Annotated in this window: 20 protein-coding genes; 4 read left to right on the top strand and 16 right to left on the bottom strand. The window is 70.0% G+C overall.

What is annotated here, in order from left to right; translation table 11 throughout:
- Nucleotides 1–2: 2 nt before the first annotated feature.
- The 12 genes from nuoL to ACF073_RS04065 are packed head-to-tail and all read right to left on the bottom strand — an operon-like array spanning nt 3 to nt 12,749.
- Nucleotides 3–1,898 (bottom strand): NADH-quinone oxidoreductase subunit L, encoded by a 1,896-nt coding sequence (gene nuoL / locus ACF073_RS04010; protein WP_392066613.1) that lies wholly within the window; start codon nt 1,896–1,898, stop codon nt 3–5.
- A gap of 15 nt (nt 1,899–1,913) precedes the next feature.
- The gene (nuoK, locus tag ACF073_RS04015; protein WP_392066615.1) at nt 1,914–2,213 is read right to left on the bottom strand and encodes an NADH-quinone oxidoreductase subunit NuoK; all 300 of its coding nucleotides are present in this window, start codon (nt 2,211–2,213) and stop codon (nt 1,914–1,916) included.
- Nucleotides 2,210–3,052: an NADH-quinone oxidoreductase subunit J gene (locus ACF073_RS04020; protein ID WP_392066617.1), complete on the bottom strand. Its 843-nt coding sequence runs from the start codon at nt 3,050–3,052 to the stop codon at nt 2,210–2,212. The genes nuoK and ACF073_RS04020 overlap by 4 nt, the downstream gene beginning before the upstream one ends.
- Complete coding sequence (gene nuoI / locus ACF073_RS04025) at nt 3,049–3,660, bottom strand: NADH-quinone oxidoreductase subunit NuoI (protein ID WP_392066619.1); 612 nt, start codon at nt 3,658–3,660, stop codon at nt 3,049–3,051. The genes ACF073_RS04020 and nuoI overlap by 4 nt, the downstream gene beginning before the upstream one ends.
- Nucleotides 3,653–5,017 (bottom strand): NADH-quinone oxidoreductase subunit NuoH, encoded by a 1,365-nt coding sequence (nuoH, locus tag ACF073_RS04030; RefSeq protein WP_392066621.1) that lies wholly within the window; start codon nt 5,015–5,017, stop codon nt 3,653–3,655. Before nuoH ends, nuoI begins: the two co-directional genes overlap by 8 nt.
- A complete protein-coding gene (locus tag ACF073_RS04035; protein WP_392066623.1) occupies nt 5,014–7,518 on the bottom strand; it encodes an NADH-quinone oxidoreductase subunit G in 2,505 nt (834 codons plus the stop codon). The genes nuoH and ACF073_RS04035 overlap by 4 nt, the downstream gene beginning before the upstream one ends.
- Complete coding sequence (gene nuoF, locus ACF073_RS04040) at nt 7,515–8,861, bottom strand: NADH-quinone oxidoreductase subunit NuoF (protein ID WP_392066625.1); 1,347 nt, start codon at nt 8,859–8,861, stop codon at nt 7,515–7,517. The genes ACF073_RS04035 and nuoF overlap by 4 nt, the downstream gene beginning before the upstream one ends.
- Nucleotides 8,861–9,727: an NADH-quinone oxidoreductase subunit NuoE gene (gene nuoE, locus ACF073_RS04045; protein WP_392066627.1), complete on the bottom strand. Its 867-nt coding sequence runs from the start codon at nt 9,725–9,727 to the stop codon at nt 8,861–8,863. Before nuoE ends, nuoF begins: the two co-directional genes overlap by 1 nt.
- Nucleotides 9,724–11,064: an NADH-quinone oxidoreductase subunit D gene (locus ACF073_RS04050; protein ID WP_392066629.1), complete on the bottom strand. Its 1,341-nt coding sequence runs from the start codon at nt 11,062–11,064 to the stop codon at nt 9,724–9,726. Before ACF073_RS04050 ends, nuoE begins: the two co-directional genes overlap by 4 nt.
- A complete protein-coding gene (locus ACF073_RS04055; RefSeq protein WP_392066631.1) occupies nt 11,061–11,825 on the bottom strand; it encodes an NADH-quinone oxidoreductase subunit C in 765 nt (254 codons plus the stop codon). The genes ACF073_RS04050 and ACF073_RS04055 overlap by 4 nt, the downstream gene beginning before the upstream one ends.
- Nucleotides 11,822–12,376, bottom strand: coding sequence for a NuoB/complex I 20 kDa subunit family protein (locus tag ACF073_RS04060; RefSeq protein WP_392066633.1), 555 nt, complete (start codon nt 12,374–12,376; stop codon nt 11,822–11,824). Before ACF073_RS04060 ends, ACF073_RS04055 begins: the two co-directional genes overlap by 4 nt.
- 13 nt (nt 12,377–12,389) lie before the next feature.
- The gene (locus ACF073_RS04065) at nt 12,390–12,749 is read right to left on the bottom strand and encodes an NADH-quinone oxidoreductase subunit A (RefSeq protein ID WP_003992243.1); all 360 of its coding nucleotides are present in this window, start codon (nt 12,747–12,749) and stop codon (nt 12,390–12,392) included.
- A gap of 781 nt (nt 12,750–13,530) precedes the next feature.
- On the opposite strand from ACF073_RS04065, the gene ACF073_RS04070 reads away from it, so the two are divergent.
- Both ACF073_RS04070 and def read left to right on the top strand, forming a co-directional pair.
- A complete protein-coding gene (locus tag ACF073_RS04070; RefSeq protein ID WP_392066635.1) occupies nt 13,531–14,361 on the top strand; it encodes a C40 family peptidase in 831 nt (276 codons plus the stop codon).
- Nucleotides 14,362–14,729: 368 nt separating this feature from the next.
- On the top strand, nt 14,730–15,353 hold the full coding sequence (gene def / locus ACF073_RS04075; protein WP_392066637.1) for a peptide deformylase: 624 nt from the start codon (nt 14,730–14,732) through the stop codon (nt 15,351–15,353).
- A gap of 18 nt (nt 15,354–15,371) precedes the next feature.
- Here def and ACF073_RS04080 read toward each other — a convergent pair whose 3' ends face one another.
- Nucleotides 15,372–16,655 (bottom strand): geranylgeranyl reductase family protein, encoded by a 1,284-nt coding sequence (locus tag ACF073_RS04080; protein ID WP_392066639.1) that lies wholly within the window; start codon nt 16,653–16,655, stop codon nt 15,372–15,374.
- A gap of 98 nt (nt 16,656–16,753) precedes the next feature.
- Between ACF073_RS04080 and ACF073_RS04085 the strand changes: the two genes are divergently transcribed.
- Together ACF073_RS04085 and ACF073_RS04090 are read left to right on the top strand one after the other, a co-directional pair.
- Nucleotides 16,754–17,272, top strand: a complete 519-nt coding sequence (locus ACF073_RS04085) for a GNAT family N-acetyltransferase (protein ID WP_392066641.1) — start codon at nt 16,754–16,756, stop codon at nt 17,270–17,272.
- Nucleotides 17,273–17,354: 82 nt separating this feature from the next.
- The gene (locus tag ACF073_RS04090; RefSeq protein WP_392066643.1) at nt 17,355–17,690 is read left to right on the top strand and encodes a PASTA domain-containing protein; all 336 of its coding nucleotides are present in this window, start codon (nt 17,355–17,357) and stop codon (nt 17,688–17,690) included.
- 49 nt (nt 17,691–17,739) lie between these two features.
- Here ACF073_RS04090 and ACF073_RS04095 read toward each other — a convergent pair whose 3' ends face one another.
- The 3 genes from ACF073_RS04095 to mqnC all read right to left on the bottom strand — a co-directional run bounded on the left by ACF073_RS04095 (nt 17,740) and on the right by mqnC (nt 20,370).
- Nucleotides 17,740–18,435 carry a demethylmenaquinone methyltransferase gene (locus ACF073_RS04095; RefSeq protein ID WP_392066645.1) on the bottom strand — a complete coding sequence of 232 codons (696 nt, stop codon included), beginning with the start codon at nt 18,433–18,435 and terminating at the stop codon, nt 17,740–17,742.
- Nucleotides 18,436–18,553: 118 nt separating this feature from the next.
- On the bottom strand, nt 18,554–19,153 hold the full coding sequence (locus ACF073_RS04100) for a hypothetical protein (protein WP_392066647.1): 600 nt from the start codon (nt 19,151–19,153) through the stop codon (nt 18,554–18,556).
- A gap of 17 nt (nt 19,154–19,170) precedes the next feature.
- Entirely contained in the window at nt 19,171–20,370 is a 1,200-nt protein-coding gene (gene mqnC / locus ACF073_RS04105) for a cyclic dehypoxanthinyl futalosine synthase (RefSeq protein WP_392066649.1), read from the bottom strand.
- Between the last annotated feature and the right edge of the window lie 62 nt (nt 20,371–20,432).

Below are 20,432 nucleotides of genomic sequence, written 5' to 3' on the forward strand. Positions count from 1 at the left end.
TATCAGACCGCCCTCATCAGCAGGGTCGCGGCGACCAGGAGTGCCGCACCGCCGAACATCGAGACCGCGTAGGAGCGGGCGAAGCCGTTCTGGAGTCGGCGCAGCCGTCCGGACAGGCCGCCGAAGCCGGCCGCCGTCCCGTTGACGACACCGTCGACCAGGGTGTGGTCGACGTACACGAGGGAGCGCGTCAGGTGCTCGCCGCCGCGCACCAGGACCACATGGTTGAAGTCGTCCTGGAGCAGGTCACGGCGGGCCGCGCGGGTGAGCAGCGAACCGCGCGGGGCGACGGCCGGGACGGGCTTGCGGCCGTACTGGGCCCACGCGATGGCGACGCCGATGAGCAGGCACACCATGGTGGCGCCGGTGACCGTCGCCGCGCTGAGCGGGGAGTCGCCCTCCTGGTGCCCGGTGACCGGCTCCAGCCAGTGCAGGAAGCGGTCGCCGATGCTGAAGAAGGCACCGCCGAAGACGGAGCCGACGGCCAGCACGATCATGGGGATCGTCATGACCTTCGGGGACTCGTGCGGGTGCGGTTCGTTGCCGTTCGCGTCGGGCTGCCAGCGCTTCTCGCCGAAGAACGTCATCAGCATCACGCGCGTCATGTAGAAGGCGGTGATGGCCGCGCCGAGCAGGGCCGCGCCGCCGAGGATCCAGCCCTCGGTGCCGCCCTTGGCGAACGCCGCCTCGATGATCTTGTCCTTGGAGAAGAAGCCGGACAGACCGGGGAAGCCGATGATCGCGAGATAGCCGAGACCGAAGGTGATGAACGTGACGGGCATGTACGTGCGCAGCCCGCCGTACCTGCGCATGTCGACCTCGTCGTTCATGCCGTGCATGACCGAACCGGCACCGAGGAAGAGCCCGGCCTTGAAGAAGCCGTGCGTCACCAGGTGCATGATCGCGAAGACGTACCCGATGGGGCCGAGGCCCGCGGCCAGCACCATGTAGCCGATCTGCGACATGGTCGAGCCGGCCAGTGCCTTCTTGATGTCGTCCTTGGCGCAACCGACGATCGCACCGAACAGGAGCGTGACCGCGCCGACGACGGTGACGACCAGCTGGGCGTCGGGCGCGGCGTTGAAGACGGCGGCGGAGCGGACGATCAGGTAGACGCCGGCGGTCACCATCGTCGCCGCGTGGATCAGGGCCGAGACCGGGGTCGGGCCCTCCATGGCGTCCCCGAGCCAGGACTGCAGCGGCACCTGGGCGGACTTGCCGCAGGCGGCGAGCAGCAGCATCAGCCCGATCGCGGTGAGCTTGCCCTCGGAGGCGTCACCGGTGTGGCTGAAGACGGGGCCGAAGGCGAAGCTGCCGAAGGTGGTGAACATCAGCATGATCGCGATCGACAGGCCCATGTCGCCGACGCGGTTGACCAGGAATGCCTTCTTCGCGGCCGTGGCGGCGCTCGGCTTGTGCTGCCAGAAGCCGATCAGCAGGTACGAGGCGAGGCCGACGCCCTCCCAGCCGACGTACAGCAGCAGGTAGTTGTCGGCGAGGACGAGCAGCAGCATGGCCGCGAGGAACAGGTTCAGATAGCCGAAGAAGCGGCGGCGCCGCTCGTCGTGCTCCATGTACCCGACCGAGTACAGGTGGATCAGCGAGCCGACACCCGTGATGAGCAGGACGAAGGTCATCGACAGCTGGTCGAGGCGGAAGGTGACGTCCGCCTGGAAGCCGGCCACCGGGATCCAGCTGAACAGGTGCTTGACGAGCGTGCGGTGTTCGGCGTCGTTGCCGAGCAGGTCGACGAAGAGGATGACGCCGAAGACGAACGAGGCGGTCGACAGGAGCGTGCCGATCCAGTGGCCGACACGGTCCAGGTGCCGGCCTCCGACCAGCAGGACGGCCGCTCCGAGCAGGGGCGCCGCGATGAGCAGCGCGATGAGGTTCTCCACGATTCTTCCGACCCCTTACAGCTTCATCAGGCTGGCGTCGTCGACCGAGGCCGAGTGGCGGGTACGGAACAGCGACACGATGATCGCGAGGCCCACCACGACCTCCGCGGCGGCGACGACCATCGTGAAGAAGGCGATGATCTGGCCGTCGAGGTTGCCGTGCATCCGGGAGAAGGTGACGAACGCGAGGTTGCAGGCGTTCAGCATCAGCTCGATGCACATGAAGACCACGATGGCGTTGCGCCGGACGAGGACGCCGGTCGCGCCGATCGTGAACAGCAGGGCGGCGAGGTAGAGGTAGTTGACCGGGTTCACTTCGACGCCTCCTCGGGCCGCTTGAACGTCTCCGGCTCGACCGCCGTACGCTCCAGGCGCTCCTCCGCGCGCTGTTCCAGCGCCCGTAGGTCGTTCATCGCCTCGGCGGACACGTCACGGATCTGGCCGCGGTCGCGCAGCGTCTTGCTGACGGTCAGCTCGGACGGGGTGCCGTCGGGCAGCAGGCCCGCGATGTCCACGGCGTTGTGCCGGGCGTAGACACCGGGGGCGGGCAGCGGCGGGATGTGCACGCCTTCGCGGATGCGCTGCTCGGACAGCTCGCGCTGGGTCTTGGCGCGCTCCGTGCGCTCGCGGTGGGTGAGCACCATGGCACCGACGGCGGCCGTGATGAGCAGCGCGCCGGTGATTTCGAAGGCGAAGACGTACTTCGTGAAGATGAGGGCCGCGAGGCCCTCGACGTTGCCGTTCGCGTTCGCCTGGCCGGTGCCGGTGAACTCCGTCAGCGAGGCGTGGCCGATGCCGGCGAACAGCAGGACCCCGAAGCCGACCCCGCACACAAGGGCCAGCCAGCGCTGGCCCTTGATGGTCTCCTTCAGGGAGTCCGCCGCCGTGACGCCGACGAGCATCACCACGAACAGGAACAGCATCATGATCGCGCCGGTGTAGACGACGATCTGCACGATCCCGAGGAAGTAGGCACCGTTGGCGAGGTAGAACACCGCCAGGACGATCATGGTGCCGGCGAGGCAGAGCGCGCTGTGCACGGACTTCCGCATGAAGACGGTGCACAGGGCGCCGATCACCGCGATGGTGCCGAGGACCCAGAACTGGAAGGCCTCACCGGTGGAGGTCGTGTAGGCGGCGAGCTGCGCGCTCATGCGTCCACCTCCTGGTCCTCTGGGTTCTCCCCTTTGGACACGGCCACCTGCGGCACGGTGCCCGGCGCGGCCTGGGTCACCAGGCCGCGGTAGTAGTCCTGTTCGTCGGTCCCCGGGAAGATCGCGTGCGGCGTGTCGACCATGCCGTCCTCGAGGCCGGCGAGCAGCTGCTCCTTGGTGTAGATGAGGTTGGCGCGGCTGGAGTCGGCCAGCTCGAACTCGTTCGTCATCGTCAGCGCGCGCGTGGGGCACGCCTCGATGCACAGTCCGCACAGGATGCAGCGGGCGTAGTTGATCTGGTAGACGCGGCCGTACCGCTCGCCCGGCGAGTAGCGTTCCTCGTCGGTGTTGTCGGCGCCCTCCACGTAGATGGCGTCGGCGGGGCAGGCCCAGGCGCACAGCTCGCAGCCGACGCACTTCTCCAGGCCGTCCGGATGGCGGTTGAGCTGGTGCCGTCCGTGGAACCGCGGGGCTGTGGTCTTCTTCTGCTCCGGGTACTGCTCGGTCAGCCGCTTCTTGAACATGGCCTTGAAGGTCACGCCGAAGCCGGCCACGGGGTTCTGGAAGCCGGGCTTGGTCGACCCGGACTCCTGAGGCTCCTCAGCCATCGGACGCCTCCTTTCCATCCGAAGATCCGTCACTGACAGTGTCCGGTCCACCACTGACAATCAGCTCCCGCTCGCGGTGCGAGCGGCGCCTCGGCACCGGCGGCAGCTCCTGTCCGGGCAGCGGCGGTACGGGGAATCCGCCCGCCAGCGGGTCGAAGTCCGGCTGCTGGGCGGCGGGCTGCGCGGCCGTCCTGTTCTTCTCGCGGAACATGTCGGCGACGAAGGAGATCAGCAGCAGGGCGAGGACACCGCCGCCGACGTAGAGGGCGATGTCGGCGAAGTCGTAGTTCTCGTTGCGCAGCGCGCGGACGGTCGCGACCAGCATCAGCCAGGTCACGGAGACCGGGATGAGGACCTTCCAGCCGAGCTTCATCAGCTGGTCGTAGCGGACCCGCGGGAGCGTGCCGCGCAGCCAGATGAAGAAGAACAGCAGCAGCTGGACCTTGATGACGAACCAGAGCAGGGGCCACCAGCCGTGGTTCGCGCCCTCCCAGAAGCTGCTGATCGGCCAGGGGGCACGCCAGCCGCCGAGGAACAGGGTGGCCGAGACGGCGGAGACCGTCACCATGTTGACGTACTCGGCGAGCATGAACATCGCGAACTTGATCGACGAGTACTCGGTGTTGAAGCCGCCGACCAGGTCGCCCTCGGACTCCGGCATGTCGAAGGGGGCGCGGTTGGTCTCGCCGACCATCGTGATGACGTAGAGGATGAAGGAGACCGGCAGCAGCAGGATGTACCAGCGGTCGTGCTGGTGCTCGACGATCGTGGACGTCGACATCGACCCCGAGTAGAGGAACACCGAGGCGAACGCGGCGCCCATGGCGATCTCGTAGGAGATCATCTGCGCGCAGGAGCGCAGGCCGCCCAGGAGCGGATAGGTGGATCCCGAGCTCCAGCCCGCCAGCACGATGCCGTAGATGCCGACCGAGGCGACCGCGAGGATGTAGAGCATCGCGATCGGCAGGTCGGTGAGCTGCATCGTGGTGCGGTGGCCGAAGATCGAGATCTCGTTGCCGGCCGGCCCGAACGGGATCACCGCGATCGCCATGAAGGCCGGAATGGCCGCGACGATCGGCGCGAGGATGTAGACCGCCTTGTCCGCGCGCTTGACGACGAGGTCTTCCTTGAGCATCAGCTTCACGCCGTCGGCGAGCGACTGGAGCATCCCCCAGGGGCCGTGCCGGTTCGGGCCGATGCGCAGCTGCATCCACGCGACGACCTTGCGTTCCCAGACGATGGAGAACAGCACGGTCACCATCAGGAAGGCGAAGCAGAACACCGCCTTGACGACGACCAGCCACCAGGGGTCGCGGCCGAACAGCGAGAGGTCTTCGGCGGCCAGGTACGCGTTCATGCCTCCACCTCCTTGGGGGCTTCGTCGGCCACTGCCGCCGGGCCGATACGGACGAGGGAGCCCGGCTGCGCTCCGGTGCCGGAGCCGACTCCGGCACCCGCGGAGTTCAGCGGGAGCCAGACCACGCGGTCCGGCATCTCGGTGATCTGAAGGGGCAGCTCGACCGAGCCCGCGGGACCGGTGACGGCCAGCGCTTCGCCGTTCGCGACGCCCGCCTCGGCGGCCGTGGCGGCGGACACGCGCGCGCGTGCGGCGTGCCGGGTACCAGCGAGCGCCTCGTCGCCCTCCTGGAGGACGCCCTGGTCGAGCAGGAGCCGGTGTCCGGCGAGTACGGCCTCGCCGACGGCCGGGCGGGGCAGCACGCCCGCGGACTCCACGGGGCCGGAGGCCCGGGCGCCGGCCCAGGGGCCGAGCCGGTCGATCTCCGCGCGTGTGGTGCGCAGATCCGGCAGGCCCAGGTGGACGTCCATGGCGTCGGCGAGCATCTGCAGCACGCGCGCGTCGGTCGGCGCGAGCCGGCGGGTCATCTGGTCGGGTTTGAGCGCGGCCTCGAAGAAGCGCACACGGCCCTCCCAGTTGAGGAAGGTGCCCGCCTTCTCGGCGGCCGCGGCCACCGGCAGGACGACATCGGCGTGCTCGGTGACCTCGCTGGGCCGCAGCTCCAGCGACACCAGGAAGCCGACGCTCCGCATCGCCTCGCGCGCGCGTGCCGGATCGGGCAGGTCGGCGACCTCCACACCGGCGACCACCAGCGCGGAGATCTCTCCGGTGGCGGCGGCCTCGACGATCTGGTGGGTGTCGCGGCCGTAGCGCGGCGGGAGTTCGGCGAGCCCCCAGGCGGCGGCGACCTCCTCCCGCGCGCGCGGGTCGGTCGCCGGACGGCCGCCCGGCAGCAGCGAGGGCAGCGCGCCCGCCTCGACGGCGCCGCGCTCACCGGCCCGGCGGGGGATCCACACCAGCTCGGCGCCGGTCGCGGCCGCGGCACGCAGCGCGGCGGTGAGGCCGCCCGCGACGGCGGCCAGCCGCTCTCCCACGACGATGACCGCGCCCTCAGCCCGCAGGGCCTCGGCGGCGCGGGTGCCGGGCTCCTCCAGGCCGGTGCCGCTCGCGAGGGCGTCCAGCCACTCCGTCTCGGTGCCCGGAGCGGCCGGCAGCAGCGTGCCGCCCGCCTTCTCCAGGCCCCGGGTGGCGTGCGTGGCCAGCGCGAACACCTGCTGCTTGTGGTTGCGCCAGGCCTTGCGCAGCCGCAGGAAGACGCCGGGTGCCTCCTCCTCCGACTCGAACCCCGCCAGGAGGACGGCGGGCGCCTTCTCCAGGGAGGTGTACGTGACGCCCGTACCGTCGAGGTCACGGCCTCGGCCGGCCACCTGGGCCGCCAGGAAGTCGGTCTCCTCGGCGCTGTGCACGCGCGCGCGGAAGTCGATGTCGTTGGTGTCGAGCGCCACGCGCGCGAACTTGCTGTACGCGTACGCGTCCTCGACGGTCAGCCGGCCGCCGGTGAGGACGCCGGCCCGGGAGCGGGCGGCGGTCAGGCCCGCCGCGGCCGCCTGGAGCGCCTCGGGCCAGGAGGCGGGCTCCAGGACGCCCTCGGCGTTGCGGACCAGCGGGGTGTCGAGGCGGTCCTTCGCCTGCGCGTACCGGAACGCGAAGCGTCCCTTGTCGCAGATCCACTCCTCGTTGACCTCGGGGTCGTTGGCGGCGAGCCGCCGCATGACCTTGCCGCGCCGGTGGTCGGTGCGGGTCGCGCAGCCGCCGGAGCAGTGCTCGCAGACCGACGGCGAGGAGACGAGGTCGAAGGGGCGGGAGCGGAATCGGTAGGCGGCCGAGGTGAGCGCGCCGACCGGGCAGATCTGGATGGTGTTGCCGGAGAAGTACGACTCGAACGGGTCGCCCTCGCCGGTGCCGACCTGCTGGAGCGCGCCGCGTTCGAGCAGCTCGATCATCGGGTCGCCCGCGATCTGGTTGGAGAAGCGGGTGCAGCGGGCGCACAGCACGCACCGCTCGCGGTCGAGCAGCACCTGGGTGGAGATCGGTACGGGCTTCTCGTAGGTCCGCTTCTTGCCTTCGAAGCGGGACTCGGCGTTGCCGTGCGACATCGCCTGGTTCTGCAGCGGGCACTCGCCGCCCTTGTCGCAGACCGGGCAGTCCAGCGGGTGGTTGATGAGCAGCAGCTCCATCACACCGTGCTGGGCCTTCTCGGCGGCCGGCGAGGTGAGGTGGGTCTTGACGACCATGCCGTCCGTGCACGTGATCGTGCAGGACGCCATCGGCTTGCGCTGGCCCTCGACCTCGACGATGCACTGGCGGCAGGCGCCGGCCGGGGCGAGGAGGGGGTGGTCGCAGAACCGCGGGATCTCGATGCCGAGCTGCTCGGCGGCCCGGATGACCAGGGTGCCCTTGGGCACGCTGATCCCGATGCCGTCGATCGTCAGCGAGACGAGGTCCTCCGGCGGGACCGCCGCCTCTCCCCCTCCGCTGGGGGCGCTGGTGGTCACGGTCATGCGTTCACCTCCGGGCGGTCCGCCCAGGCCGTCGACTTGGCCGGGTCGAAGGGGCAGCCCCGGCCCGTGATGTGCTGCTCGTACTCCTCGCGGAAGTACTTCAGCGAGGAGAAGATCGGGGATGCGGCGCCGTCGCCGAGGGCGCAGAACGACTTGCCGTTGATGTTGTCGGCGATGTCGTTCAGCTTGTCGAGGTCGGACCTGACGCCCTTGCCGGCCTCGATGTCCCGCAGCAACTGCACCAGCCAGTAGGTCCCTTCGCGGCAGGGTGTGCACTTGCCGCAGGACTCGTGGGCGTAGAACTCGGTCCAGCGGGTCACGGCCCGCACCACGCAGGTCGTCTCGTCGAAGCACTGGAGGGCCTTGGTGCCGAGCATGGAGCCGGCGGCGCCGACGCCCTCGTAGTCGAGGGGGACGTCGAGGTGCTCGTCGGTGAACATCGGCGTCGAGGAGCCGCCCGGCGTCCAGAACTTCAGGCGGTGGCCCGGCCGCATGCCGCCGCTCATGTCGAGGAGCTGGCGCAGCGTGATGCCGAGCGGGGCCTCGTACTGGCCGGGGCTCGCGACGTGGCCGCTGAGCGAGTAGAGCGTGAAGCCCGGGGACTTCTCGCTGCCCATCGACCTGAACCAGTCCTTGCCGTTTTTCAGGATGGCGGGAACCGACGCGATCGACTCGACGTTGTTCACCACAGTGGGACAGGCATAGAGGCCTTCCACCGCAGGGAAGGGGGGACGGAGCCGCGGTTGACCACGGCGGCCTTCGAGCGAGTCGAGCAGTGCGGTCTCCTCACCGCAGATGTACGCGCCAGCGCCCGCGTGCACGGTGAGGTGGAGATCGAGTCCGCTGCCCAGGATGTTCTCGCCGAGGTAGCCCGCCGCGTAGGCCTCGCGCACGGCCTCGTGCAACCGCCGCAGGACGGGGACGACTTCACCACGCAGATAAATGAAGGCATGCGACGACCTGATGGCATAACACGCGATCACAATGCCCTCGATGAGGCTATGCGGGTTCGCGAAGAGGAGCGGGATGTCCTTGCAGGTGCCCGGCTCCGACTCGTCGGCGTTGACAACTAGATAGTGCGGTTTTCCATCTCCCTGCGGAATGAACTGCCACTTCATCCCGGTGGGGAATCCAGCGCCGCCGCGGCCGCGCAGCCCGGAGTCCTTGACGTACGCGATCAGGTCGTCCGGTGACATGGCGAGCGCCTTGCGGAGCCCCTCGTACCCTTCGTGCCTTCGGTAGACGTCCAGCGACCAGGACCGGTCCTCGTCCCAGAAGGCCGACAGCACGGGTGCGAGCAGCTTCTCCGGGCTCGTGTCCTTGACCTCGGGTACCACGGTCATCACTCCCCCTCCTCGGCGGCGGGCCCTGCCGGGTGGGCCGGGTCGGAGGCCGATGTCTCCTGCGGCGCGTCATGGGAACTGAGGTGCTGGGCCGGCGAGGGCTCATGCACCCTGTCCTGCGGATCCTCGTGAGGACCTCCGCGCGGATGGACCACGCGCGCGGGTGCGGCCTCTCCCCTTGCCAGGCGGAGGCCCACCAGCGAGGCGGGTCCCGCACTGCCGCTCTCCTCGACGGCCCCGGGCCGCTCGTCGGGGAAGCCGGCCAGGATCCGTGCGGTCTCCTTGAACGTGCACAGCCGGGCCCCGCGCGTGGGCTCCACGGGCCGCCCCGCGCGGAGGTCGTCGACCAGCCGCTTGGCGCTGGCCGGGCTCTGGTTGTCGAAGAACTCCCAGTTGACCATCACGACCGGCGCGAAGTCGCAGGCCGCGTTGCACTCGATGTGCTCCAGGGTGACCTTGCCGTCGTCGGTGGTCTCGCCGTTGCCGAGACCCAGGTGCTCCTGGAGGGTCTCGAAGATCGCGTCGCCGCCCATCACCGCGCACAGCGTGTTGGTGCACACGCCGACCTGGTAGTCACCGGAGGGCCTGCGCCGGTACATGGTGTAGAAGGTGGCGACCGCGGTGACCTCGGCCGTGGTCAGGTCCAGCATGTCCGCGCAGAACCGCATCCCGGTGCGCGTGACGTGGCCCTCCTCGGACTGCACGAGGTGGAGCAGCGGCAGCAGGGCGGACCGGGAGTCCGGGTAGCGCGCGATCACCTCGCGCGCGTCCGCCTCCAGGCGGGCCCGGACGTCGTCCGGGTAGGCGGTCGCGGGCAGCTCGGGCATGCCCAGGCTGACGCCCCGCTCCGAAGAAGAGGTGGTCACCGGTCGACGCCTCCCATCACGGGGTCGATGGACGCGACGGCGACGATGACGTCGGCGACCTGGCCGCCCTCGCACATCGCCGCCATGGCCTGCAGGTTGGTGAAGGACGGGTCGCGGAAGTGGACCCGGTAGGGGCGGGTGCCGCCGTCGGACACGACGTGCACCCCGAGTTCGCCCTTGGGCGACTCGACGGCCGCGTACGCCTGTCCCGGCGGGACGCGGAAGCCCTCGGTGACCAGCTTGAAGTGGTGGATCAGGGCCTCCATGGAGGTGCCCATGATCTTCTTGATGTGGTCGAGGGAGTTGCCGAGGCCGTCCGGTCCCAGGGCGAGCTGGGCGGGCCAGGCGATCTTCTTGTCGGCGACCATGACCGGGCCGGGCTGGAGCCGGTCGAGGCACTGCTCGACGATCCTGAGCGACTGGCGCATCTCCTCCAGGCGGACGAGGAAGCGGCCGTAGGCGTCGCAGGTGTCGGCGGTCGGGACGTCGAAGTCGTACGTCTCGTAGTCACAGTAGGGCTGCGACTTGCGCAGGTCGTGCGGCAGGCCGGTGGAGCGCAGGATCGGGCCGGTCGCGCCGAGGGCCATGCAGCCGGCCAGGTCGAGGTAGCCGACGTCCTGCATGCGGGCCTTGAAGATGGGGTTCCCGGTGGCGAGCTTGTCGTACTCGGGGAGGTTCTTCTTCATCTTCTTCACGAACTCGCGGATCTGGTCCACCGCGCCGGGCGGCAGGTCCTGGGCGAGTCCGCCGGGCCGGATGTACGCGTGGTTCATGCGCAGGCCCGTGACCAGCTCGTAGATGTCGAGAATCATTTCACGATCGCGGAATCCGTAGATCATGATCGTGGTGGCGCCCAGCTCCATGCCGCCGGTGGCGATGCACACCAGGTGGGAGGACATCCGGTTCAGCTCCATCAGGAGCACCCGGATGATCTTGGCACGTTCGGTGATCTCGTCCTCGATGCCGAGGAGCTTCTCGACGCCGAGGCAGTACGCGGTCTCGTTGAAGAAGGACGTCAGGTAGTCCATGCGCGTCACGAACGTGGTGCCCTGCGTCCACGTGCGGAATTCGAGGTTCTTCTCGATGCCGGTGTGGAGGTAGCCGATGCCGCAGCGGGCCTCGGTGACCGTCTCGCCCTCGATCTCCAGGATCAGCCGGAGCACTCCGTGGGTGGACGGGTGCTGGGGACCCATGTTGACGACGATGCGTTCGTCGTCGGCGCGGGCCGCGGACTGGACGACCTCGTCCCAGTCGCCACCGGTGACCGTATATACGGTGCCCTCGGTGGTCTCGCGCGCGGACGCGGCCGACGCGGCGGATGCTGACTGCGTGCTCACGAGTACGACCTCCGCTGGTCCGGAGCCGGGATCTGGGCGCCCTTGTACTCGACGGGGATGCCGCCGAGGGGGTAGTCCTTGCGCTGCGGGTGGCCCTGCCAGTCGTCCGGCATCATGATCCGCGTCAGGGCCGGGTGGCCCTCGAAGACGATTCCGAAGAAGTCGTAGGTCTCGCGCTCGTGCCAGTCGTTGGTCGGATAGACGGAGACCAGTGACGGGATGCGCGGGTCGCTGTCGGGGGCGCTGACTTCGAGGCGGATCAGCCGGTTGTGGGTGATCGAGCGCAGGTGGTAGACGGCGTGCAGCTCGCGGCCCTTGTCGTTCAGGTAGTGGACGCCGCTGACGCCGGTGCACAGCTCGAAGCGCAGGGCCGGGTCGTCGCGCAGGGTGCGGGCGACGCGGAGCAGGTGCTCGCGTTCGATGTGGAAGGTCAGCTCGTCGCGGTCGACGACCGTCTTCTCGATGGCGTTGCCGGGGAGGAGTCCCTGTTCCTCCAGGGCGCCTTCCAGTTCGTCGGCGACCTCGTCGAACCAGCCGCCGTAGGGGCGGGTCGCCGGTCCCGGGAGTCGGACCGAGCGGACCAGGCCGCCGTAGCCGGAGGTGTCGCCGCCGTTGGCGGCGCCGAACATGCCGCGCTGGACGCGGATCTCCTCGCCGCCGTCGCCGCGCTGGCCGGGGAGGTTGGAGGCGGCGAGGTCCTTCTCGGGGTTCACCCCGTTCGCGGACCCGTTGTCGCCGTGGGTGCCGTTCGCGTCGCTCACCGCAGCAGCCCCTTCATCTCGATCGTGGGCAGGGCCTTGAGCGCCGCCTCCTCCGCCTCGCGGGCGGCCTCCTCGGCGTTCACGCCGAGCTTGGAGGACTGGATCTTCTGGTGGAGCTTGAGGATCGCGTCGATCAGCATCTCGGGCCGCGGCGGGCAGCCGGGGAGATAGATGTCGACGGGGACGATGTGGTCGACGCCCTGGACGATCGCGTAGTTGTTGAACATGCCGCCCGAGGAGGCGCAGACACCCATGGAGATCACCCACTTGGGGCTGGGCATCTGGTCGTAGACCTGCCTCAGGACGGGCGCCATCTTCTGGCTGACCCGGCCGGCGACGATCATCAGGTCCGCCTGGCGCGGCGAGCCGCGGAAGACCTCCATGCCGAAGCGGGCGAGGTCGTAGCGTCCGGCGCCGGTGGTCATCATCTCGATGGCGCAGCAGGCGAGGCCGAAGGTGGCCGGGAAGACGGACGCCTTGCGTACCCAGCCCGCGGCCTGCTCGACGGTGGTGAGCAGGAAACCGCTCGGCAGCTTTTCTTCGAGTCCCATGTCGTGTGGCCCCTCAGTCCCATTCCAGGCCGCCGCGCCGCCATACGTACGCGTACGCGACGAAGACGGTGAGCACGAAGAGCAGCATCTCCACGAGCCCGAAGATCCCCAGGGCGTCGAAGGTGACGGCCCAGGGGTAGAGGAAGACGATCTCGATGTCGAAGACGATGAAGAGCATCGCCGTCAGGTAGTACTTGATGGGGAAGCGCCCGCCGCCGGCCGGCGTGGGGGTCGGCTCGATGCCGCACTCGTAGGCTTCGAGCTTGGCGCGGTTGTACCGCTTCGGACCGATCAGCGTGGCCATGACCACGGAGAAGATCGCAAAGCCTGCCCCGAGGGCTCCCAGTACGAGGATGGGCGCATACGCGTTCACCGCTCCTCGCTCCTCTCAGTCGGCACTGACTGCATGGGGGTCCCCCCTGGTCGAGCGGAGCCGAGACCTTGGGGGAGGTGCACTGGACTCACGCCTGCCTCACCGGTCCCACGAGCCCCGCGCGTCCCGGCGAAGATCGAGAACATGTGAAGCAGGTCACAAGCCCAACTGCCTCGCATCTTATGCCCGCCGCTCTGTGATCTGCGACACGGGGTATTGCACAAGCTTTGTGATCTCCACCACCTGACGAAGGATCATGAAGTCGGATGATGGGTGATCTTCACACTCGAAGCGTTCAGTTGATCACCAGAAGTGACATTCTCGCTTGTCGTCCCAGGCCGGAGGGGGCGTCTCCATATCAAGAGACTTCCAGTGCATGCAAATTGGTGCTGGATGCGGGGGTCTGATAGTGCGCTTCATTCACACCTCGGAGGGAGGCGCGGGACGGGTGTGGACGGGGGCCGGGGCGCGTGCACGCGTTCACGAGCTGCGCACGCGGGGGACGCCGGGGTTCCGGTGACCGTTCCGTGACCTCCGCCACATTCATGAGAGGCCCATGAGAACCGGGCTTGGCCAACGACCTCAACCGGTGGTAGGCGGGGGGCAATCCGGACTTAATGATCAAAGACCGTGATCAAGGGCTTGATCACGTGCGCCCGCAATGTCCGTTACGGCGTCAATAAAGAGTGACGCGCCCGGGATTCCGGGTCTCGATTGAACAACTGTGGCGCAGGACACGTTTCTTGAAGATATGAAGGAGCCCCTGGTACCGGTTGTTCCCATGTCCCACACCGCTCACATACGCAGCCACCGGAAGCCCCGCCGCAGCGCGTCGACCCTCGCCGTGCGGGCCGGAGTTGCCGGTGGCGTCCTCGGCACCCTGGCAGTCGCCGGGGCGTCCGGCTCGGCGAACGCGGCCGAGCCGGTGACGCAGACCCTCGAACTGCCCACCCTGACGGCCGACCTGGCAGCCCAGGCGGCCCAGTCCGCGGACGCCACCGAGCAGGCGGCTGCCAACTACCAGCTGCAGGCCGAGCGTGACGCGGCTGCCACAAAGGCCGCGAAGCAGGCCAAGGCGGACCTCGTCGAGGCCAAGAAGAAGGCGGCGGAGGCCAAGAAGAAGGCCGAGCAGGAGGCCCGCAAGGAGGCGGCGGCCCGCGCCTCGCGCAACGCGGAGCGGACCACGCTGTCCACCACGGCGGACTCCGGATCCACCTCCACCTCCACCTCGACGTCCACCGACACCTCCCCGGCGACCGGTTCGGCCGCCGCGGTCGTCAGCTTCGTCAAGTCGCAGGTCGGCAAGGCGTACGTCTCCGGTGCCACCGGTCCCAGCGCCTACGACTGCTCGGGTCTGGTGCAGACGGCCTTCAAGCAGGTCGGCATCAGCCTGCCGCGGGTCTCCCAGGACCAGTCGACCGCCGGCACCCAGGTCTCGCTGAGCAACCTGCAGCCGGGCGACATCCTGTACTGGGGCAGCGCGGGCAGCGCGTACCACGTCGCGGTGTACGTCGGCGACGGCATGTTCGTCGGTGCGCAGAACCCGTCCAGCGGCGTCGTGGAGCGCTCGCTGTCGTACGACCCGCCCACCGGCGCCGTGCGGGTGCTCTGAGCGCGTCCCGCACCACTCACACGCGTAGGGCCGCGGCCGCTCGGGGGCAGCGGCCCTCGTGTCGTCCCTGAAGCGCGCCCAGCGCGCCCGGCTCCCTGCCCTGGCGCCGCGCGCCCTCCGCGCCCTCGGGCGGCGCCTCGGAGCGCCCTGGGGCTCCCTGGGGCGCCCTGGGCGCCCTCAGCGCGCTTCCACGCCCGCCCGCGCCCCTGCCGGGCTCTCACCACGCCCCGGGCTCCGCTCGCCCGGGTCCTCACCTCGCCCGCGCCCTCAGCTCGCCCTCGTATGCGACGCCTTCCCCGTGCACGCACTGGCATGCTCGGCTCGGGCCGCCGGACGGCGGCCCGTTCGCGAGTGAAGGAGGCAGTGCGATGCCACGTGTGTTCGTGCAGGGCGGTCCCGTCGACCGGTTCCCGCGGTACGCCCCCGAGGCCGGGCGCGGTGCGGTGCGCCGTATCACCGAGGTCGGCGAGGAGGTGCTGCACAGGCCGTGCCGGGACGTCACGGAGTTCGGGCCCGACCTCGCCGCGCTCATCGACGACATGTTCCGCACCATGTACGTCGCCGACGGGGCGGGGCTGGCGGCGAATCAGGTCGGGGTCGGTCTGCGGCTGTTCGTGTACGACTGCCCCGATGATGACGGTGTCCGACATGTCGGGCACATCGTCAATCCGGTGCTGGACACGCCCACGAGCGGGCGACGGCTGCTGGACGAGGGCGAGGGCTGCCTCTCGGTGCCGGGTGCGGTGCTGGCCGTACCGAGGCCGGACCGGGTCGTCGTACGGGGGCAGGACAGGGACGGTGCCGCCGTCGTCGTCGAGGGCACCGGGTACTTCGCGCGGTGCCTCGCGCACGAGACCGACCACACCGACGGGCAGGTCTATCTGGACCGGCTGGCGAAGCGGGACAAGAAGGACGCGCTGCGGCAGATGGCGGACCGGCGGGACGAGGTGTACGCCCGCCGGGCCGCCAAGGCCGCCGCGTTCAGCGCCTAGCCGGGCGCCCGCGTCCGGTCACGCCTTCGGGGCCACCTTGCTCAGGCCGTTGATGATGCGGTCCATCGCGTCGCCGCCCGTGGGGTCGGTGAGGTTCGCGAGGAGCTTCAGGGTGAACTTCATCAGCATCGGGTGGGTCAGACCGCGCTGGGCGGCGATCTGCATGACCTTCGGGTTGCCGATGAGCTTCACGAAGGCGCGGCCGAGCGTGTAGTAGCCGCCGTAGGTGTCCTTGAGGACGCGCGGGTAGCGCTGGAGGGCGATCTCGCGCTGGGCGGGCGTCGCGCGCGCGTGGGCCTGCACGATGACGTCGGCGGCGATCTGGCCGGACTCCATGGCGTAGGCGATGCCCTCGCCGTTGAAGGGGTTCACCAGGCCGCCGGCGTCGCCGACGAGCAGCAGCCCGCGCGTGTAGTGCGGCTGGCGGTTGAAGGCCATGGGGAGGGCGGCGCCGCGGATCGGGCCGGTCATGTTCTCCGGGGTGTAGCCCCAGTCCTCCGGCATGGAGGCGCACCACGCCTTGAGGATCTCGCGCCAGTCCAGCTCCTTGAAGGAGGCGGAGGTGTTCAGCACGCCGAGTCCGACGTTCGACGTGCCGTCGCCCATGCCGAAGATCCAGCCGTAGCCGGGCAGCAGCCGGTCCTGGGCGCCGCGGCGGTCCCACAGTTCCAGCCAGGACTCCAGGTAGTCGTCGCCGTGGCGCGGGGAGGTGAAGTAGGTGCGCACCGCGACGCCCATCGGGCGGTCCTCGCGGCGGTGCAGGCCCATCCCGAGGGACAGCCGGGTGGAGTTGCCGTCGGCGGCGACGACGAGCGGCGCGTGGAAGGTGACCTCGCGCTTCTCCTCGCCGAGCTTGGCGGTGACGCCGGTGATGCGGCCGGTGCGGTCGTCGATGACCGGGCCGCTCACGTTGCAGCGCTCGTGCAGGCGGGCGCCGGCCTTCTGGGCGTTGCGGGCGAGCTGCTCGTCGAAGTCGTCGCGCTTGCGGACGAGTCCGTAGTTCGGGTAGGAGGCGAGATCCGGCCAGTCCAGCTGGAGCCGGGAGCCACCGCCGATGATGCGCAGACCCTTGTTGCGCAGCCAGCCGGCCTCCTCGGAGATGTCGATCCCCATGGCGACGAGCTGCTTGACCGCGCGCGGGGTGAGACCGTCGCCGCAGACCTTCTCGCGCGGGAACTCGGTCTTCTCCAGGAGCAGGACGTCGAGGCCGGCCTTGGCGAGGTGGTACGCGGTCGTGGAGCCGGCTGGCCCCGCGCCCACGACGATCACATCGGCGGAGTGGTCGGAGAGGGGCTCGGTCACGGCGGGATCTCCCCAAGGTTAGAAATCTGCGTGCCGACCGGCACTGGACATGGGCAGTCTATTCAGCAGAATTGATCACCCGGCTGAAGGGCTGCCCTGTGAACCGACCTCTCCCCGCGGTACGGCTGCGCGTTCCCACGCACGAGGACGCGGTCGCCTGGCACCGGGTCTTCGACAACCCCGAGGTCATGGAGTTCTACGGCGGCAGGCCGGCGGCGCTGTCGGTCTACGAGGAACTCACCGCGCGGCAGCGGCGGCACGACGCCGAACACGGCTTCTGCCTGTGGACGTTGCTGGACGAGACGGGCGAGGTGATCGGCTTCACCGGCGCGCAGCCGTGGTCGCCGGACTGGGGCCCGGTCGGCGAGACCGAGATCGGCTGGCGGCTCGGGCGGGCGTACTGGGGCAAGGGGTACGCCACCGCGGCGGCGCGGGAGACGATCGGCCGGGTGCGGGCGGCCGGGGTGCCCGATGTGGTGGCGGTGGTCCGGCAGGGCAACGCGCGGTCGATCGCGCTGGCCCGGCGGCTCGGCATGGAGCAGGCGGAGACCTATACGCATCCGAGGCTGAGCGAACCGGCGCTCTGCTTCCGGCTCCCCCTCAATCACCCACAGTAGTCAACTGTTACAGAAAGCCACCGGCGCCTTCCGGGCGGGCCGCCCGGGAGTTACCCTGCCAGTACCGCTGGGGGTGACATCTGTGCGCATAACACCCAAGACACCCGAAGTACGTGTCCCGCATCTGGTGGGTCTGATGGCGATGGACGCGCGCGAAACGGCCCGGGCGCAGGGTCTGTTGCTCGCCGCGCCGGACCGCCCGGACTTCCACCTCGCCGTCGTGGACTACGTCGTACGCCAGTATCCGCAGCCCGGCGCCGAGGTGCCGCGGGAGTCGCTGGTGTACGTGTGGTTCGACTTCGGTGACGGCGACGGCGGCGGAGGGGTGCGTGAACCACGCATCCCGGGACCGCCGCGGGGCGGACTGCAACGGGAGCTGGACCAGCCCGGGGATCCGTACGCGGTCAGCTCTCCTTGAAGCGCCGGTCCAGCTCCACAGCGCCGGTCCAGCTCTCCTCGGCGCCGGTTCAGCTCTCCTTGAAGCCCCGGTGCAGCGCGACGACGCCTCCGGTGAGGTTGCGCCAGGCCACCTTCGACCAGCCCGCCTCGCGCAGCCGCCCGGCGAGGGCGGGCTGGTCGGGCCAGGCCCGGATGGACTCGGCGAGGTAGACGTAGGCGTCCGGGTTCGAGGACACCGCGCGCGCGACCGGCGGCAGCGCCCGCATCAGGTACTCGGTGTAGACGGTGCGGAACGGCGCCCAGGTCGGGTGGGAGAACTCGCAGATCACCACGCGCCCGCCGGGGCGGGTCACCCGGTACATCTCGCGCAGGGCCGCGTCCGTGTCCTGGACGTTGCGCAGCCCGAAGGAGATCGTCACCGCGTCGAAGGTGTCGTCCTTGAAGGGCAGCTTCGTCGCGTCGCCCGCGGTGAACGGCATCCAGGCGCGCTTGCGCTTGCCGACCTGGAGCATCCCGAGGGAGAAGTCGCAGGGGACGACGTAGGCGCCGGTCTGCGCGAAGGGCAGGGAGGAGGTGGCCGTACCGGCGGCGAGGTCGAGGATCTTCTGCGCCGGGCGCGCGTCGACCGCGTTCGCCACCTCCTTGCGCCAGCGCCGGTCCTGGCCGAGCGACAGCACGTCGTTCGTCAGGTCGTACCGTTCCGCCACGTCGTCGAACATCGAGGCGACTTCGTGCGGCTGCTTGTTCAGGGAAGCGCGGGTCACCCGCCCATTCTTGCAGCCCCGTCCCACGGCGGGAGCCTCGGCTTGTCCGAGCGGGACGGGGGGTCCGGGCGGGCGGTCGCGCAGCGGCTGCGGCGAGGGCGCCGGGCCCCGGCGCGCGTCAGCGGCTCCGGAACACCAGCCGGCCGCCGATCACGGTCGCCACGCAGGTCCCGGCGCCGCGGCGGACCAGCTCGGCGCGGTCCGCGACGTCGAACACGGCGAACCGGGCGGGACCGCCCGGCACCAGCTTCGGCAGCAGGATCAGCGGGCTCGGGGAGAGCGCCGCCGGGCCCGGGAGACGTTCCGGGCGCTGCCCCACCGCGAGCCCGGCCCTGCGCACCGCGTCGGCGGCGGCCCGCGACCGCAGTTCCCCGGCCACCGCCACCGTGCCGTGCGCCAGCATCCGCTGCACCCCGCGCCGCGCGCTCGCGCCGAGGCGTACCGGTTCGGTACGGAAGATGGCGCGCGCCCGCTCCCCGCCGATGGGCTCGGTGCCGAGGGCGTCGGCCTCGCGCGGGTCGGGGTGGTAGGTGGCCTCCAGCAGCTCCGGGCCGTACGGGTTCAGCAGCCCCGGCGTCAGGATGCCGGGCCAGCGCCGCACCCTGGCCGCCGGGTTGGCCGCGGCCAGTTCCTCGTACGGGCCGACGGCGGCGACGGACGCCCCGTCGACCAGGACCGCCGCTTCGGGCGACTGCTCGGCGACGTGAAGTGTGAGCACGGGACCCCTGGTCGGCGCTAGTTGGACGCGAGCAGCTTCAGCTCGGGATGTGCGGTGCCCCCGGCGATGGCCGTGGAGGAGATGTGGGAGGCCACGCGGTCGTCGACCGGGTCGTCGGCCGGGTCGTCGTGGACGACGAGGTGCTCGTACGTCGTGGCGCGCTGGGCCGGGACGCGGTCCGCCTTGCGGATCAGGTCGATGATCTCCTGGCGGTTGGAGCGGTGCTTGGCGCCGGCCGAGGAGACCACGTTCTCCTCCAGCATGATCGAGCCGAGGTCGTCCGCGCCGTAGTGCAGGGAGAGCTGGCCGACCTCCTTGCCCGTGGTGAGCCAGGAGCCCTGGATGTGCTGGATGTTGTCCATGAACAGCCGGGCGATGGCGATCATCCGCAGGTACTCGAAGAGCGTCGCCTGGGTGCGGCCCTTCAGGTGGTTGTTCTCGGGCTGGTAGGTGTACGGGATGAAGGCGCGGAAGCCGCCCGTACGGTCCTGTACGTCCCGGATCATCCGCAGGTGCTCGATCCGCTCGGCGTTGGTCTCGCCGGTGCCCATGAGCATGGTGGAGGTGGACTCGACACCCAGCCGGTGCGCGGTCTCCATGATCGCCAGCCAGCGCTCGCCGCTCTCCTTCAGCGGGGCGATGGCCTTGCGCGGGCGCTCGGGCAGGAGTTCCGCGCCGGCGCCGGCGAACGAGTCGAGACCGGCCTCGTGGATCCGGGTGATGGCCTCCTCGACCGACACCCCGGAGATACGGGCCATGTGCTCGACCTCGGACGCGCCCAGCGAGTGGATCACCAGCTGCGGGAAGGCGTCCTTGATGGCCTTGAAGTGCTTCTCGTAGTACTCGACGCCGTAGTCCGGGTGGTGGCCGCCCTGGAACATGATCTGGGTGCCGCCGAGTTCGACGGTCTCGGCGCAGCGGCGCAGGATGTCGTCGAGGTCGCGGGTCCAGCCCTTGGCGGTGTCCTTGGGGGCCGCGTAGAAGGCGCAGAACTTGCACGCCGTGACACACACGTTCGTGTAGTTGATGTTGCGCTCGATGATGTACGTGGCGATGTGCTCGACGCCGGCGTACCTGCGGCGGCGAACGGCGTCGGCGGCCGCGCCCAGGGCGTGCAGGGGCGCGTCGCGGTAGAGGTCGAGTGCTTCCTCGGGCGTGATGCGTCCGCCCGCCGCGGCTCGGTCGAGCACGGACTGGAGGTCGGCCTTCTCGGTCACCGGGCGTCCCTTTCGTCAAGCGGTGGGGGCAGACCGAACCAGCCTACGCCAGCCGTTTCGGG

Origin of the sequence: Streptomyces sp. NPDC015171 (assembly GCF_043079545.1) — a bacterium.
In the GTDB taxonomy this organism is placed as follows: domain Bacteria; phylum Actinomycetota; class Actinomycetes; order Streptomycetales; family Streptomycetaceae; genus Streptomyces.

Coding starts and splice junctions, on each gene's coding strand:
- ACF073_RS04020 (WP_392066617.1), bottom strand. CDS start 3,052: ATGAGCGCGCAGCTCGCCGCCTACACGACCTCCACCGGTGAGGCCTTC.
- nuoI (WP_392066619.1), bottom strand. CDS start 3,660: ATGGCTGAGGAGCCTCAGGAGTCCGGGTCGACCAAGCCCGGCTTCCAG.
- nuoH (WP_392066621.1), bottom strand. CDS start 5,017: ATGAACGCGTACCTGGCCGCCGAAGACCTCTCGCTGTTCGGCCGCGAC.
- ACF073_RS04035 (WP_392066623.1), bottom strand. CDS start 7,518: ATGACCGTGACCACCAGCGCCCCCAGCGGAGGGGGAGAGGCGGCGGTC.
- nuoF (WP_392066625.1), bottom strand. CDS start 8,861: ATGACCGTGGTACCCGAGGTCAAGGACACGAGCCCGGAGAAGCTGCTC.
- ACF073_RS04060 (WP_392066633.1), bottom strand. CDS start 12,376: ATGGGACTCGAAGAAAAGCTGCCGAGCGGTTTCCTGCTCACCACCGTC.
- ACF073_RS04070 (WP_392066635.1), top strand. CDS start 13,531: ATGTCCCACACCGCTCACATACGCAGCCACCGGAAGCCCCGCCGCAGC.
- def (WP_392066637.1), top strand. CDS start 14,730: ATGCCACGTGTGTTCGTGCAGGGCGGTCCCGTCGACCGGTTCCCGCGG.